The following is a 14,155-nucleotide window of genomic DNA, read 5'->3' as shown; positions in this document are numbered from 1 at the left end:
CCCTATTTAAAATAAACGTATTATTCAGTACTTAGCAACGTTTTCAGTTGAGGAATTAGAGCTTTTAAAGCCTGACCCCGATGACTAATTGACCCCTTCAATTCCCGCCCCATCTCAGCAAAGGTCAATTGTTTATCTGGAACATAAAAAATTGGATCATAACCGAAACCACCATTACCACGGGGTGCATGAAGAATTTCACCACGACAAATACCTTCAGATTGTAAAACGATCGCACCATCAGGACGAGCGATCGCCACTGCACAGACAAATTGTGCTTGGCGATTTACTTCGTTACCTAATTCCCTCAACAATCTAGCAATGCGTTCTGAGTTGTTGTTAGCATAACGTGCAGAATATACTCCGGGTACACCATTTAGGGCATCTACTTCTAAGCCAGAATCATCAGCAATTGCCCATTCTCCTGTGGCTTGAGCAATTTGAGAGGCTTTGAGACAAGCATTAGCAGCAAAGGTATCGCCTGTTTCTTCAACTTCTAATTCTTCCGGTTTGAGAGTTAATTCCCAATCAGAATCTGCGAGGTAAGCTTGCATTTCTCGCAACTTACCTGGATTGCTTGTGGCGACTACGAGTAGTTTTGTCATGGGGCATTGGGCATGGGGCATGGGGCATGGAAAAGAAGGTAAGGGGAAAAGGGTTTGTTTTTTCGTCCTTTAACCTTTTCCCAAGATTGTTTATTCTGCCCAGTGTTTCGCCCAAGCAAGAGTTTTATGCACTTGCTCAAGTGTGGGGGCTTCGCAATAGAGGCGTAAGACTGGTTCTGTTCCACTAAAGCGGATCATTAACCAGCTTTGATCGGCTAGACGGAATTTGTAACCATCAATTGTTTGACAATCAATTACTGCTAACCCGGCAATTTCTGTTAAGGGTTGAGTTTGTAGTTGTTGCAAAAGACGCGATCGCACTTCCATACTTGCTAAGGGTAAATCAATGCGATCGTATGCTGATATAAAATCTGTTTTTTCTTGCAACTGGCGATAATAATCACCTAAATCTAACCCCGAATCGACGATCGCTTCTAAAACGTACAATGCTGACAACAAGGCATCACGTTCGGGAATATGGCTACCATAGCCAATTCCTCCCGACTCTTCACCACCTAGCAGTACTTTTGCAGCTAACATTCTGTCAGCGATGTATTTGTAACCGACTGGTGTCTCAAAAACTGATAGGTTATGTAATGCTGCGACGCGAGGCATTAAATCAGAACCGCTGACAGTTTTGACTATTTCACCACTAAAGCCCCGCCTTAAGGTCAAGTGGTCAATTAAGATCGGGATTAATATTTGGGAACTCAAGAAATTAGCTTCACCATCAACTGCGGCAATGCGATCGCAGTCGCCATCAAATACCAATCCCACTGCTAAACCTGATTTATCTGTCTGGCGGTGAGTTTTGATCACTTCAAATAAACGCGATAAATACTTAGGTAAAGGTTCCGGCGCACCGCCACCAAATAAAGGATCGCGATTGCTGTTGATTTCATGGACGCGATCGCCTAGAAGTTTTTCTAATCCACCAGCCGCCGCCCCGTGCATCACATCAGCAAATACCGTCAATTTACCAGAGGCGATCGCCGAGCGAATTTTGGCAATATCTACTTTTTTTTCTAGTGCTTCTGTATAACTAGGCCAGGGATTAAAGCTTTCTACCTTGCCAGGAGTACTGGCTGGTGGTACTCCATCTAGCAATAGCGTTTCGATTTCTTTTGTTACTTCTGGCGAAACTGAGCCACCAAAATATCCCTTGACTTTTAAACCTAAATATGTACCAGGGTTATGACTAGCTGTAATTACTAGCGCCCCTAAAGCATTAAGTTGTTTTGCTGCCCAGCTAAAAGCGGGAGTGGGGGCATAAGTTTCACTGAGTAAAACATCAAATCCGACGGCAGTGACATTATCCGCGACAGCACGAGCAAAGTCTTCTGCCATAAATCGGCGATCGTAGCCAACAACAATTGTTCGGCTACCGACCGTAGAAAAATATGTATTATATAATACTTGTGCAGCGGCTGGTGCTACTAGGGCTAGGCGTTCAAAGGTGAACTCATCACCAATAACGCCGCGCCAACCATCTGTACCAAATTTAATAGAGTTAGCTACAACTGGCATCGAGGTATCCTAACTGTCTACCAAAGGATTTTAGCATTCATATATGGTGCAAGGTAAAAAAAGGATACGGTAAAAGTATATATCTATTAATAACTAAGTTATTGATGAGACTAGTTTGAGATAATTTGCTAGTAGAAATATTTAGATGCACAGGCGATCGCTTTTCTAGGAAAATTATACTGAAAAATTCAGTATAATTAAGTCATTAAACCACAGTCCGCTGAATGAAGCTAGATTACATGTACCAAGGGTAACTTCATAGCACCAGGAAGGTTTAAGATGTCCAGCAATCCAAGTGGTATTTCACAATTCAACACAGGTCAAATGTCTGGTGGAATGCAAGCAGCGATCGGCAATAATAATCAACAGCTTATGCAAGCTCAGACTGTACCTGCACAAAAAGCACTTACCCAAGAAGACGTACTCAGACTGCTGAGTGAAATTCAACAGCTTCTTCAAAGCTCTAGTTTACCTGAAGATATCAAACAAAAAGCCAGTAATCGCTTGGGAGCCGCAGTTGATGAGGTTCAGCAGAAAGAACCTGACAAAAAATTGGCCGCAGGCAATCTAAAACGAATGGCGGAAACCTTAGAAGATGCCAGTAAAACTCTTAGTGCAGGCAAAGGACTTGTAGAAAAAGTTCAACCTATTTTAGGTCAACTATTAGGTTGGTTAAATGTTGCAAAATCCTTCTTTGGACTTTAGCAGAGTGAAACTGTGAGCCAATTGCCATCGCCTTACTCCGACAATTCACCACCCAGTTCTGAGCCTAGTATTCAGCAAAACGCTGAAGACTCTACAATAGAGGGCGGAATGCAGGGTACTATTGGCAATGATAATAATCAAAATCAAACACATAGCAATTCAACTGGCAACGTTGTCAATGTTAACGTTGGGTTTCCTCACATACAAACGCCAAACCAAACAGGAAGTGACAAAATAAATTCACCTTCTAGTGAATCTAGTCAGAACATCAGTCAGTTGCCTAATTTTCCAGAAGAAGTTAAAAAAACGATCAAAATAAATAGATTTTTACCAAAGCGGATGTCTCGTAGAGCTTTTATACAGACCGCTACTGGTACAACGGTGGGACTAACTGGTGGTTGGTTTGCTGGTCAGCATTGGCCGCGTGTTACCTGGAAAATGGTTAGTTTTGTGGGTGATAATCCTAACAAACTAATACTTTGGCAAGCTCCAGAAATAATCCGTAAGCGTATCGACCAGATGACAGGTGGTAACTTTACTATTGAGCTAGTTAACACTGGGGATACAGAAGAAATTCTCAAAGACGTTAGTGATGGCAACAGAGAGTGTGGTTACAGTGGGGTCTACTACAACAGGGAAAGTTTTAGAGTTCTATTTTTTGGTTGTGCCATCCCTTTTGGTCTAAATCCTCAAGAACAAAATGCTTGGCTTCATTACAAAGATAATCCTGATGATGAATTGACTTTCATGCAAAAAATATATCCGAAATTAGGCTTAAATGTAATTCCTTTCCCCGCAGGAGCTACAGGCGCACAAATGGGAGGATGGTTTAATAAAGAGATTAATTCAATCGCAGATTTTAATGGTATAACCATGCGTATTCCTGGATTAGGAGGAGATGTCTTACGAAAATTGGGTGTCAAAACAGAGAAAGACTTACCTTTCAAGAAGATTCCAATTGATCAAATAGCAGATAAAGTTAGAGACACAACACTTGATGCAGCTGAGTGGGTTGGGCCGTACGATGACTTTCAATTAGGATTACATAATGTATTAAAATATTATTATTACCCAGGTTGGTGGGAACCAGGTACGACGTATGATATACAAGTCAATACATACGCCTGGAAAGACTTACCAAAAAAATATCAAGAAATATTTAGGGCTGTTTGCCTTGAAACTCATATAAAAATATTAGCTGAATACGATCAAAAAAATAGTGATAAATTGCAAGTACTAAAGTCACTGGGTATTATACCTAAACCTTTTGATCAAAAAATTTTAATAAGAGCTAAAAAAGAAACAGATGACCTATTAAAATACTATGCAAAAAAAGATAAATTGTTTAATGAAGTTTATAGTGAATGGTCAAAATTCAGAGATCGCATAAAAGAATGGTCAAAATTAAATAGAGAGTATCTATAGAAATGTTATGTAGCTGTATTAAGGTTAGATGAAGTGATCGCTATTACACTACTAAATAACTAAGGGATGTATTTACGAGCTTTCCGATGAAGCGAACTCTCTTTAATAAGAAATATAGAAAATATAGATAATTCCCAAATCATCTGCGACTGTTAGCATTGAAATGTTAACTTAAAAGCAAAGTTATTTGCCCTAGTTTGAGGAAAATTCTATGACTACAACCCTCATAGAGGCTAATTCCCTTGAGTCATTATTAGGTAAAGAGGCGGAATCCCTGCTTACCTATAAAGCCAAAGTTTCTCAAGATTCACTACATTTACCAGGCTCAGACTTTGTAGATCGAGTTTGGTTGAATAGCGATCGCAATCCTCAAGTACTACGTAATCTTCAGCAACTTTACTCTACTGGTCGTCTGGCCAATACAGGCTATCTCTCAATTTTACCTGTAGACCAGGGCATTGAACATTCAGCAGGAGCATCTTTTGCACCTAATCCAATTTACTTCGACCCAGAAAATATTCTCAGGCTGGCAATGGAAGCAGGTTGCAATGCTGTTGCTACTACCTTAGGAGCATTAGGTAGTGTGTCGCGCAAATATGCCCACAAAATTCCTTTTATTGCCAAAATCAACCACAACGAACTGCTAACTTTCCCTAATCAATATGACCAAGTATTGTTTGCTGATGTAGAACAAGCTTGGAATTTAGGTGCTGTAGCGATAGGTGCAACAATATACTTTGGCTCAGAAAATTCTACTAGGCAAATTCAAGAAATCAGCCGAGCTTTTAAACGCGCTCATGAATTAGGGATGGTGACAATTCTTTGGTGTTATTTGCGTAATAACGCTTTTAAACAAGATAAAGACTACCATCTTGCTGCTGATTTGACTGGGCAAGCAAATCATTTGGGTGTGACGATTGAAGCCGATATCATCAAACAAAAGTTACCTGAATGCAATAATGGTTATGGTGCGATCGCTAAAGCTACTAGTAAGAGTTACGGTAAAACCGACGAACGAGTTTATACAGAATTAACAACTGACCATCCAATTGATTTGACTCGTTACCAAGTGCTGAATTGCTACTGCGGACGTGCAGGATTAATTAATTCTGGTGGGGCGACTGGTAAAAATGACTTTGCCGAAGCAGTTCGCACAGCGGTAATTAACAAACGGGCTGGTGGTACAGGGTTAATTTCTGGACGCAAGACTTTTCAGCGTCCGTTTGCAGAAGGAGTGAAACTGTTTCACGCTATTCAGGATGTTTATTTGTCGCCAGACGTAACCATAGCCTAGTCTCGACAAAATAGGTGGGTAATTGCCCACCTAACTTTTTATATACAGAACTTACGCAAGAACTCTCTAAAATTCCTATTTCTCTGTGTTCTCAGCGTCGCGCCAGTTGCTACCCTGCGGGAAGCCGCAGAAGCGTCTACAAGTCGGGGAACCCGCCCAACGCACTGGCTTCTGTGCGGTTAGATTTTCCGTTACCTGTGCGTAAGTCCTGATATAGTCAAACTTTGTACCTGAACTTTGCTTACAGAATTGCTTCTGCTAAAAGTTGACCTTGAACTCGTTCGTATTCATCCTCAAGCAACCATTCCTGCGCTGCTTGATAGTTTGAGTGAGCAACCACAAGCTTATAGTCAGAAGCAGGGTTAAAAATACGGCAAGTACCATCTTGATCGCCAATTAGCATTAGGATTTTAGGTGGAAAAAGGACTGGATCGATCCAAAGCTCTAAGAACTTCCAAGTTTTAGCTTGTTCGGCGAGGGCTGGTTCGTGGGATAACATGATACTTCCCTTCCTAGCGGTCGGTGTGTATGGACGTTGTGAGTCTGCTGCTGGATACCGTAGCATAGAACCAAATACAACATCTTGTGAGAACTGGAAATGGATGCTTTAGTCCAAGAACTTGACACAAAACTGCGCCAATGGCAACCCGACATTGCTCAACAGGTGCGACAATGCCTCATAGAGATTATTGAACTAGCAGACCAAGATGCTTTAGACATTCTTCGTTCTAGAATGGTTGAGCAAGAAGTATTAGATTTGATTGATGAACTCGAAACTTGGTGAAGTATGGCTGGTTGATTTGGGACTTGCTGCTAAGGTGCGTCCTGTTATAGTTGTGTCTCGCTATGACCCCGCCCCACCACGTGCTTTAGTTCTTTATGTCCCTGTCACCACGCAAAATCGGGATAGTAAATATGAAGTCGAACTGCCTGTAATGTCTTTTTTACGGCAAGACTCTATTGCAAATATCCAAGGTTTAGGTTCAATTCCTGTAGTGAGGTTGGAACGCAAACTGGGTAAATTACCGGATGAAGCAATACTCAAAATCAAACAAGCTTTGATATTTGCTTTAGATTTGGAAGTTGAGGAACAGCAAGACAACCAGTAATACCAGACTTTGCGATCGCCTTACCAATAACTTTAAGGCTAACAGATTGGGCATCAACCTTAATTAATCAAAATTTAGGTGCAACCAAAGTAAACACTGTAATTTCAGGACGAGCAAAAAAGCGCAGATGCAATCCGGTCATACCTAAGCCGCGATTGGTGTATAAGAGCATCTCTTTTACCTGATAACATCCTAAGTAATACTCTTGACCCCAAGGTGGTAGAATCGGCGGCTTGAGAAAAGGTAAACGCACCTGTCCGCCGTGAGAATGCCCTGATAGTTGCAAATCAAACCGCCCTGTAGTAGCGCTAGTATCAGCAAAATCTGGCTCATGGGCTAATAAAATTGCCGCACCCTCATCAGGTAAGCGTTGCATAACTAAATCCAAACGGTCTTCACCCATGCCCACATCATCTACCCCAGCGATATGCAACGTTGCACTACCCCGCTGTAGTGTATAAACAGCGTTACCAAGGTGTAATATACCGCTTTGTTCCAGTACCTTGATAATTTTCTTAGTGTCGTTTTCGTGGTCATGATTACCCAATACTGCCACAGTTTGATCTTTGGGCTTAAGTTGAGCTAAGGGAACTTCAAGAGTAGGAATTAACTGCGGTGAATGACGAGTAATTAAATCACCTGTAATTGCTACTAAGTCTGGTTTTTGTTGATTAACCAAGTGAACAATACGTTTTATACGTCTTGGAGTCATCCATCTATCTCGATGAATATCGCTGATTTGCACAATGCGATAACCATTAAATTCCGATGAAAGATGAGGTAGGGTCAGTTGTAAAGAATTAATCTCGATCCAATTCGGTTCAATTAACTTGGCGTATAGTAAGGTACAGCATCCTAAAATAATGCACCATCCTAAACATCGCCAAGCTAAATTACTGGCTTGTTTGAGCCACTTATTAATTCTCAAGGCATAATCTCCTTTGATGTGACTGCCAGTTTTTCCGTTATGCTATTTCTTTAAATTTGGCGGTAAATCACCTTGGGGGTTGAGGAATTAAATAAAGATTTAAAGTAGCTAAAATATAGAGACGTGATATACTAGCTCTCTTACTCACCCTGGTTTTATGGGACTGCCAATCGTTGCAATTATCGGTCGCCCGAATGTGGGCAAATCTACCCTGGTTAATCGTCTCGCCGGGGAGCAAACGGCGATTGTCCACGACGAACCGGGTGTGACACGCGATCGCACTTACATGCCAGCTTACTGGGGCGATCGCGAATTTTTAGTAGTGGACACTGGTGGCTTAGTATTTAACGATGACACCGAATTTCTACCATTGATTCGCCAACAAGCATTAACAGCCCTGGCAGAAGCAAGTGCCGCTATTTTTGTCGTAGATGGTAAAACTGGCCCCAACTCGGCAGATGAAGAAATTGCTACATGGTTGCGTCAACAACCAGTACCTGTTCTACTGGCTGTAAATAAATGCGAGTCTATAGAACAAGGCTTAATGCAAGCCGCCGAATTTTGGGAGTTGGGATTGGGCGAACCTTTCCCGATCTCCGCAATTCATGGTAACGGTACGGGAGAAATACTCGACGAGTTAATTAGTCACATTCCGAGCGTTGATGAAGTACCGGAAAACAACGAAATCAAAGTTGCAATTATCGGGCGACCAAATGTCGGTAAATCCAGTTTATTAAATGCTTTCGTCGGGCAACAAAGGGCGATCGTCAGTCCCATTTCTGGCACAACCCGCGACGCTATTGATACTGTCGTCGAACGAGATGGGCAAACTTACCGCTTGATTGATACTGCTGGCATTCGCAGAAAGAAACATATAGAATACGGCACAGAATTTTTTAGCATTAACCGCGCCTTCAAAGCAATTCGTCGTGCCGATGTGGTTTTATTGATCATAGATGCCCTTGATGGAGTCACCGATCAAGACCAAAAATTAGCCGGGCGAATTATCGAAGAAGGTCGAGCTTGTGTCATCGTCGTCAATAAATGGGATGCAGTCGAAAAAGACTCTTACACTATCTACGACTATGAAAAAACGATGCAATCCCGGCTAGATTTTACTGACTGGGCAGAAACTATCTTTGTGAGTGCCTTAACAGGACAACGGGTAGAAAAGATTTTAGAACTTGTGAATATAGCAGCTGAGGCACATAAACGCCGTGTCAGTACATCAGTTATTAACGAAGTACTAGAAGATGCTGTTAGCTGGCATTCTCCCCCAGCCTCACGCGGAGGTCGTCAGGGTAAGATTTATTATGGTACACAAGTAAGTACACAACCACCAACGATCGCCTTATTTGTCAACGAAGCCAAACGCTTTAACGACAACTACCGCCGCTACATTGAAAGACAATTCCGGCAACAATTAGGGTTTAAAGGTACTCCCATTCGTCTACTGTGGCGGAGTAAGAAAGTCCGAGATATGGAAGTTGGTAGCGTCAACAGAGCAACTCGCGTTAAATAAATGATGATTCAGATCCCTGATTTTTTTTAAAAGTCGGGGATTTTAGTATTTTGCCACAACTTTATACAATCAAATTAGTCTTACTTGCTGTGTTCAAGCTTGTATTATACTTTTTAAGTGAATAATTCACAGTAAAAACACACAGAAAAACTCATGGCTAAAATTAATCTAGATGCTCTGATTTCAAGAGAAGATTTTGAAGTAGAAGACAATATCAATTCAGGTACGAAAAAAGACAGAATTGCTATTGAAGATATCAAAGCTGATTCATTTTTCTTTACAAATATCCGAAAACCAGATTTTCAAAGAGAAACTAACGAATGGGATAAATACAAAGTTTGCGAATTTATAAAAAGTTTTATAGAGGGTGATTTAATACCAGCTATTATTTTGTGGCGAAGTACAGGTGGCTATTTATTCGTAATTGATGGCAGCCATAGATTAAGTGCATTGTCTGCTTGGGTAAATGACGATTATGGTGATGGTAAGATATCAAAGCTTTTCTATGATGGCGTAATTCCTGATGAACAAATAAAAGTTGCTGAAGAAACACGAAAATTAATTAACAAAACAATCGGCTCATACGAAGATTCTCGGTTAGCTCTCACGCACCCTGATAAAGTCAAACTGGAAGTTGCCAAATATGCAAAAAACCTAGCAGCAGTAGCAATTCAACTTCAATGGGTTGAAGGTGATGCAAGTAAAGCAGAAAGCTCATTCTTTAAAATTAATCAGCAAGCAGCCCCAATTGATAAAACTGAGCTAAAACTTTTAGAATCTAGAAAGAAACCTAATAGCATCGCAGCACGCGCAATCATAAGAAGTGGTAGAGGTCACAAATATTGGTCGTCCTTTTCAGATGAAATTCAAAATCAGATACAAAGAATAGCTAAAGAAATTAATGAAATACTTTTTGAACCCAAGTTGCACAATACTATAAAAACTTTGGATATACCAATGGGAGGAAAATTATATTCTCCTCAAACACTACCACTAATTTTAGATTTCGTTAATATCGTTAATAATATAGATTTTAATAATAAGGGAGTTAATAATGACACAACAGGTGAGGCAACAATACAATTTTTAAAGAATGTCAAAAAAATTGCATATAAATTAAATGGGAATCATCCCTCATCTCTAGGTTTGCACCCAATTGTATATTTTTATTCAAAAGAAGGAAGGCATAGAACGGTATCTTTTCTAGCCATTGTTGATTTTGTTATGGAACTAAATAAACGTAATAAAGTTAATGATTTCATAGAAGTTAGGGAAAAATTTGAAGACTTTCTGCTTAATAATGATTATTTAATTCAGCAAATTTACGTCAAGTATAGGTCTGTACAGAAGAGTTATAAATATCTATCAATTTTTTTTCTAGAAATGATTAACAATTTGAAATTAGAAAAAACAATAAATGATGCAATACATTATATTATATCCCAAAATGATTTTAATTATTTAAATCTTCGTCAAATCAATCAAGAAAATAACTCATCTGCAAAAGACTTTGATGCAAATAAAAAGAGTGAAATTTATATAAGAAGTACATTGCCAAATGCACCTAAATGTCATATCTGTCGTGGTTTTATCCATAGAAATTCAATTTCAATTGATCATATACAGCGCAAGGAAGATGGTGGCTTGGCGACTATAGATAATGGACAGCTAACACATCCGTACTGTAATACAGGATATAAAAATTAGACAATAGAGGTGTCAAAATGAAAACTGATCGTGAGAGAGAAAAGTTAATTCAAGATATCATTTTACTGCTTTACCAAGCTTACGACAGTACTTTAGATGAAATTTATGGTTTATTAAAAACAATTGATGAACAGGAGGATGAAGAGGATTTAAAATCAATTCTAGAAGCTAGAGAAGATATACGTGTTAATGGTACTGTACCTTGGAAAGAAATCCAAAACGAAATTAAAAAGGACGTTGCGTGACTTACAGCGTAGAGTTTTCCAAAGGTGCAAGAAAACAATTCCAGAAATTACCTCTAGATATACAGGAGCGGATAAAAACTAAAATTAATGAATTAGCAATATAGCCTCGTCCAAGTGGTGTGAAAAAATTGAAGAACGAAGAAGATCTATATCGTATTCGAGTGGGTATATATCGTGTAATATACGAGATTTTTGAAGATATTTTCTTGGTAACTGTAATCAAAGTAAAACACCGAAATCAAGTTTACAAAGAAAACAATTGATAAATAAAAATAGCAATTTTCTACAGGATTTAAACTAATAAAATAAAAAGTCGGGGATATTTTTGTTCGTAGAATAGTGAATGCAAAGCCCTGGCTTTCTACTACCCAGCACTCAAACATGGACTTATTGCGATCGCTACCACTTGGACTTTACTTAGAACAACCGCAAACTTGGTTACATAAACTCGATCCACGAGTCAAGATTTTCTGGTTGATGAGCTTTTTGACAAGCTACAGTTTTGCCAATAACCAATGGCGTATATTACTGGTAGCATTGTTAATTATTTTTACCTTAGTTGCCAAAATTCCCCGCAGAGTGTGGCAACAGCAGATGGGTTGGCTATTAACACTTTCGGTTTTAGTTTTACTTATTGCAGCTGTGAGTCCAGATGGACTAGGTATAGATTATCAACCGCGTCTGCCAGCTAATGAACAAGCTTTGCTCCAGCAATCAAACACAAATAATGCCAAAGTTGTTACAGAGCAAGTCTTTAATACTAAAAAGTACAGCTATGTCTTATTTCATAAGGGACCAGTCAAAGTTACTCGTCATTCTTTAGATTTGGCAGTACGCCTCAGTACAATTTTATTTACCGTGATTTACAGCACTAACCTGTATCTACTCACAACTGCACCAGAAGAAATCACGACTGCCATAGAAAGTTTAATGCAGCCTCTACGACGGTTCAAGATACCTGTAACTGAAATTACTTTGACTTTAACTTTGTCTTTGCGATTTATTCCCCTAGTCCTAGAAGAAGTCCAAAACTTAGCTCGTTCTGTGATGACAAGGGCAATTAATTGGAAAAAGCTGGGATTGAAAGGAGCATTTAAAGTTTGGATGATAGTCGCAGAAAGACTATTAGAAAATTTGTTACTCCGGGCAGAACAAATGGCTAGTGCGATGATGGTACGCGGTTTTACCAGTCCAAATGAACACCGCGTTAAGTGGCATGAATTGAGACTTAAAGCGCGAGATTGGTTGGCTATTGCAATGTTGACCCTGTTTTGGGGAGTGCGAGTAGTTTTGGGAAATCAATTTTGAAATGGGGCATTGGGCATGGGGCATGGGACATGGGAGAGTAACTAATGATTATTGACTATTGATAAATTATGACCAAACCTTGGTATTGGCGATCGCTTCCGTTAAAAAATCGTACTGGTTCTGAAGTTTTTGCTGCTTTGTTTCGCTCAAATAATGTATCTGAAATTGCTACCCTCCTCGAAAGTCCTTACCCAACGCCAACCAACCAACCCCAACTTAGTCGATATTCTATCTGTGCAGGCGCTCCTCGGATAATAAATAAAATTCCGCAGATGTGGACACCGCCACTAGGAACAGTCCTCCCCTTCCTAGAAAACTTGCTACAAACTAGAAATTCTTCCTCTGCCCCCCTGCCCCTCTGCTCCCCTGCCCCCCTGCCCCCCTGCCCCCGGTCACTGAGCGTAGTCGAAGTGCTGCCTCCCCACCTCCCCTTCACAGGTGGTTGGTTAGGATGGCTAGGCTATGACGTTGCTTGGGAAATTGAACAGTTACCTGATAAAAAATCTGATAATTTACCGTTTCCCGTGGCTTTTTGGTACGAACCAGATGCTTTTGCCATTTTGGATCACGCCCAACAAATTTTGTGGCTAGCAGCTAGTGAAATTGACGATATCCATCACTTAGAAACTCGGTTAACCAGAAAATATGACGACAACTCCTCTAATCCTCTCACCTTTGCCCCTGAGTTCTTGACATCTCAGCCAGATTATGAAGCAGCAGTCAACCGTGCCAAAAAATACATTCAAGCTGGAGAAATATTTCAGGCGAATCTTTCTTTAAGATTTACCACTACCACATCGGCTTCTGGCTGGTCAATTTATCAAGCTTTACAAAAAATTAATCCTTCACCCTTCGCTAGCTATTGGCAAACGCCTTGGGGAGAAGTGATGAGCTGTTCACCAGAGCGTCTGGTATTATTACAAAATCGGCAAGCGCAAACTAGACCAATTGCCGGGACGCGATCGCGTGGTGCAACCCCAGAACAAGACAATCAATTGGCACAAGAACTACTCAGCAACACTAAAGAACGTGCAGAACACATAATGCTAGTAGATCTAGAACGCAACGATTTAGGGCGCGTTTGCGAATATGGTACAGTAAATGTCGATGAATTGCTGACAATCGAGCGATATAGCCATGTTATGCACCTTGTCAGCAATATTCAAGGTACTTTAAAATGCAAATGCACTGCCACTAATTTGATTCGTGCCTTGTTCCCTGGCGGCACAATCACAGGATGCCCTAAAGTTCGCTGCATGGAAATCATCGAAGAACTAGAACCCATGCGACGCAGTTTATTCTACGGTTCTTGTGGATATTTAGATTGGCGAGGCAACTTAGACTTAAATATCTTAATCCGCACCTTGCTATTAACCCCCTCATCTACCCACTCTCCACTCAATACCGTTTGGGGACAAGTAGGAGCCGGAATCGTCGCAGACAGCAATCCACAAAGAGAATGGGATGAATCTCTACACAAAGCGCAAGCACAACTAGCAGCCCTTAAAATGTTCAATCCCTAAAACTCTCAATCAAGAGAAAAAGGAGCAGGGAGCAGGAGAGTAGGGGAAGCAGGGGAAGCAGGGGAGGCAGGGGAAGCAGGGGAGCAGGGAGAAAAGGAGAAAGAAAGAGAAAGAGGTAATTTTTCTTTATCCCCCTTGCTCCCCGCACCCTGCACCTCTGCTTCTTATGCCCCATGCCCAATGCCCAATGCCCTATTCCTAAGCTATTTTGCGCCACAAATCAATAATTATGGCAACATTAAAAGAAGCTAGTGTAA

General features: G+C 40.5%; 15 protein-coding genes. 11 read left to right on the top strand and 4 right to left on the bottom strand.

Translation table 11 applies throughout. The features are described from left to right. Positions 1–20 precede the first annotated feature (20 nt). Both rdgB and QI031_RS18395 read right to left on the bottom strand, forming a co-directional pair. The gene (rdgB, locus tag QI031_RS18400; protein ID WP_281481107.1) at positions 21–605 is read right to left on the bottom strand and encodes an RdgB/HAM1 family non-canonical purine NTP pyrophosphatase; all 585 of its coding nucleotides are present in this window, start codon (positions 603–605) and stop codon (positions 21–23) included. 90 nt (positions 606–695) lie between these two features. Then, positions 696–2,132 (bottom strand): phosphoglucomutase/phosphomannomutase family protein, encoded by a 1,437-nt coding sequence (locus QI031_RS18395; RefSeq protein ID WP_281481106.1) that lies wholly within the window; start codon positions 2,130–2,132, stop codon positions 696–698. 279 nt (positions 2,133–2,411) lie between these two features. On the opposite strand from QI031_RS18395, the gene QI031_RS18390 reads away from it, so the two are divergent. From QI031_RS18390 to QI031_RS18380, 3 genes are all read left to right on the top strand, one after another. Further along, positions 2,412–2,837: a hypothetical protein gene (locus QI031_RS18390; RefSeq protein ID WP_281481105.1), complete on the top strand. Its 426-nt coding sequence runs from the start codon at positions 2,412–2,414 to the stop codon at positions 2,835–2,837. A 108-nt stretch (positions 2,838–2,945) separates the two neighbouring features. Further along, positions 2,946–4,262, top strand: a complete 1,317-nt coding sequence (locus tag QI031_RS18385) for a TRAP transporter substrate-binding protein (protein WP_281481104.1) — start codon at positions 2,946–2,948, stop codon at positions 4,260–4,262. A 211-nt stretch (positions 4,263–4,473) separates the two neighbouring features. Continuing rightward, the gene (locus QI031_RS18380; RefSeq protein WP_281481103.1) at positions 4,474–5,556 is read left to right on the top strand and encodes a class I fructose-bisphosphate aldolase; all 1,083 of its coding nucleotides are present in this window, start codon (positions 4,474–4,476) and stop codon (positions 5,554–5,556) included. 241 nt (positions 5,557–5,797) lie between these two features. Here QI031_RS18380 and QI031_RS18375 read toward each other — a convergent pair whose 3' ends face one another. Then, positions 5,798–6,121: a hypothetical protein gene (locus QI031_RS18375; RefSeq protein ID WP_281481102.1), complete on the bottom strand. Its 324-nt coding sequence runs from the start codon at positions 6,119–6,121 to the stop codon at positions 5,798–5,800. Positions 6,122–6,154: 33 nt separating this feature from the next. On the opposite strand from QI031_RS18375, the gene QI031_RS18370 reads away from it, so the two are divergent. Both QI031_RS18370 and QI031_RS18365 read left to right on the top strand, forming a co-directional pair. Beyond that, on the top strand, positions 6,155–6,340 hold the full coding sequence (locus tag QI031_RS18370; RefSeq protein WP_281481101.1) for a hypothetical protein: 186 nt from the start codon (positions 6,155–6,157) through the stop codon (positions 6,338–6,340). After that, positions 6,321–6,665 (top strand): type II toxin-antitoxin system PemK/MazF family toxin, encoded by a 345-nt coding sequence (locus QI031_RS18365; RefSeq protein ID WP_281481100.1) that lies wholly within the window; start codon positions 6,321–6,323, stop codon positions 6,663–6,665. The genes QI031_RS18370 and QI031_RS18365 overlap by 20 nt, the downstream gene beginning before the upstream one ends. A gap of 67 nt (positions 6,666–6,732) precedes the next feature. On the opposite strand, the gene QI031_RS18360 is transcribed toward QI031_RS18365, so the two are convergent. After that, positions 6,733–7,593, bottom strand: a complete 861-nt coding sequence (locus QI031_RS18360) for a metallophosphoesterase (protein WP_281481099.1) — start codon at positions 7,591–7,593, stop codon at positions 6,733–6,735. A gap of 157 nt (positions 7,594–7,750) precedes the next feature. On the opposite strand from QI031_RS18360, the gene der reads away from it, so the two are divergent. From der to QI031_RS18330, 6 genes are all read left to right on the top strand, one after another. Next, complete coding sequence (der, locus tag QI031_RS18355) at positions 7,751–9,115, top strand: ribosome biogenesis GTPase Der (RefSeq protein ID WP_281481098.1); 1,365 nt, start codon at positions 7,751–7,753, stop codon at positions 9,113–9,115. 153 nt (positions 9,116–9,268) lie between these two features. Further along, positions 9,269–10,822, top strand: coding sequence for a GmrSD restriction endonuclease domain-containing protein (locus QI031_RS18350; protein WP_281481097.1), 1,554 nt, complete (start codon positions 9,269–9,271; stop codon positions 10,820–10,822). Between the two features lie 17 nt (positions 10,823–10,839). Continuing rightward, complete coding sequence (locus QI031_RS18345) at positions 10,840–11,067, top strand: hypothetical protein (protein WP_281481096.1); 228 nt, start codon at positions 10,840–10,842, stop codon at positions 11,065–11,067. A gap of 119 nt (positions 11,068–11,186) precedes the next feature. Next, positions 11,187–11,330 carry a type II toxin-antitoxin system RelE family toxin gene (locus QI031_RS31580; RefSeq protein WP_343217807.1) on the top strand — a complete coding sequence of 48 codons (144 nt, stop codon included), beginning with the start codon at positions 11,187–11,189 and terminating at the stop codon, positions 11,328–11,330. Positions 11,331–11,448: 118 nt separating this feature from the next. Beyond that, entirely contained in the window at positions 11,449–12,375 is a 927-nt protein-coding gene (locus tag QI031_RS18335; RefSeq protein ID WP_281486070.1) for an energy-coupling factor transporter transmembrane component T family protein, read from the top strand. Positions 12,376–12,443: 68 nt separating this feature from the next. Then, entirely contained in the window at positions 12,444–13,898 is a 1,455-nt protein-coding gene (locus QI031_RS18330; protein WP_281481095.1) for an anthranilate synthase component I, read from the top strand. Positions 13,899–14,155 lie beyond the last annotated feature (257 nt).

Origin of the sequence: Halotia branconii CENA392, assembly GCF_029953635.1 — a bacterium.
Taxonomy (GTDB): Bacteria; Cyanobacteriota; Cyanobacteriia; order Cyanobacteriales; family Nostocaceae; genus Halotia; species Halotia branconii.
This window is presented reverse-complemented; position numbering and strand designations above follow the sequence as displayed.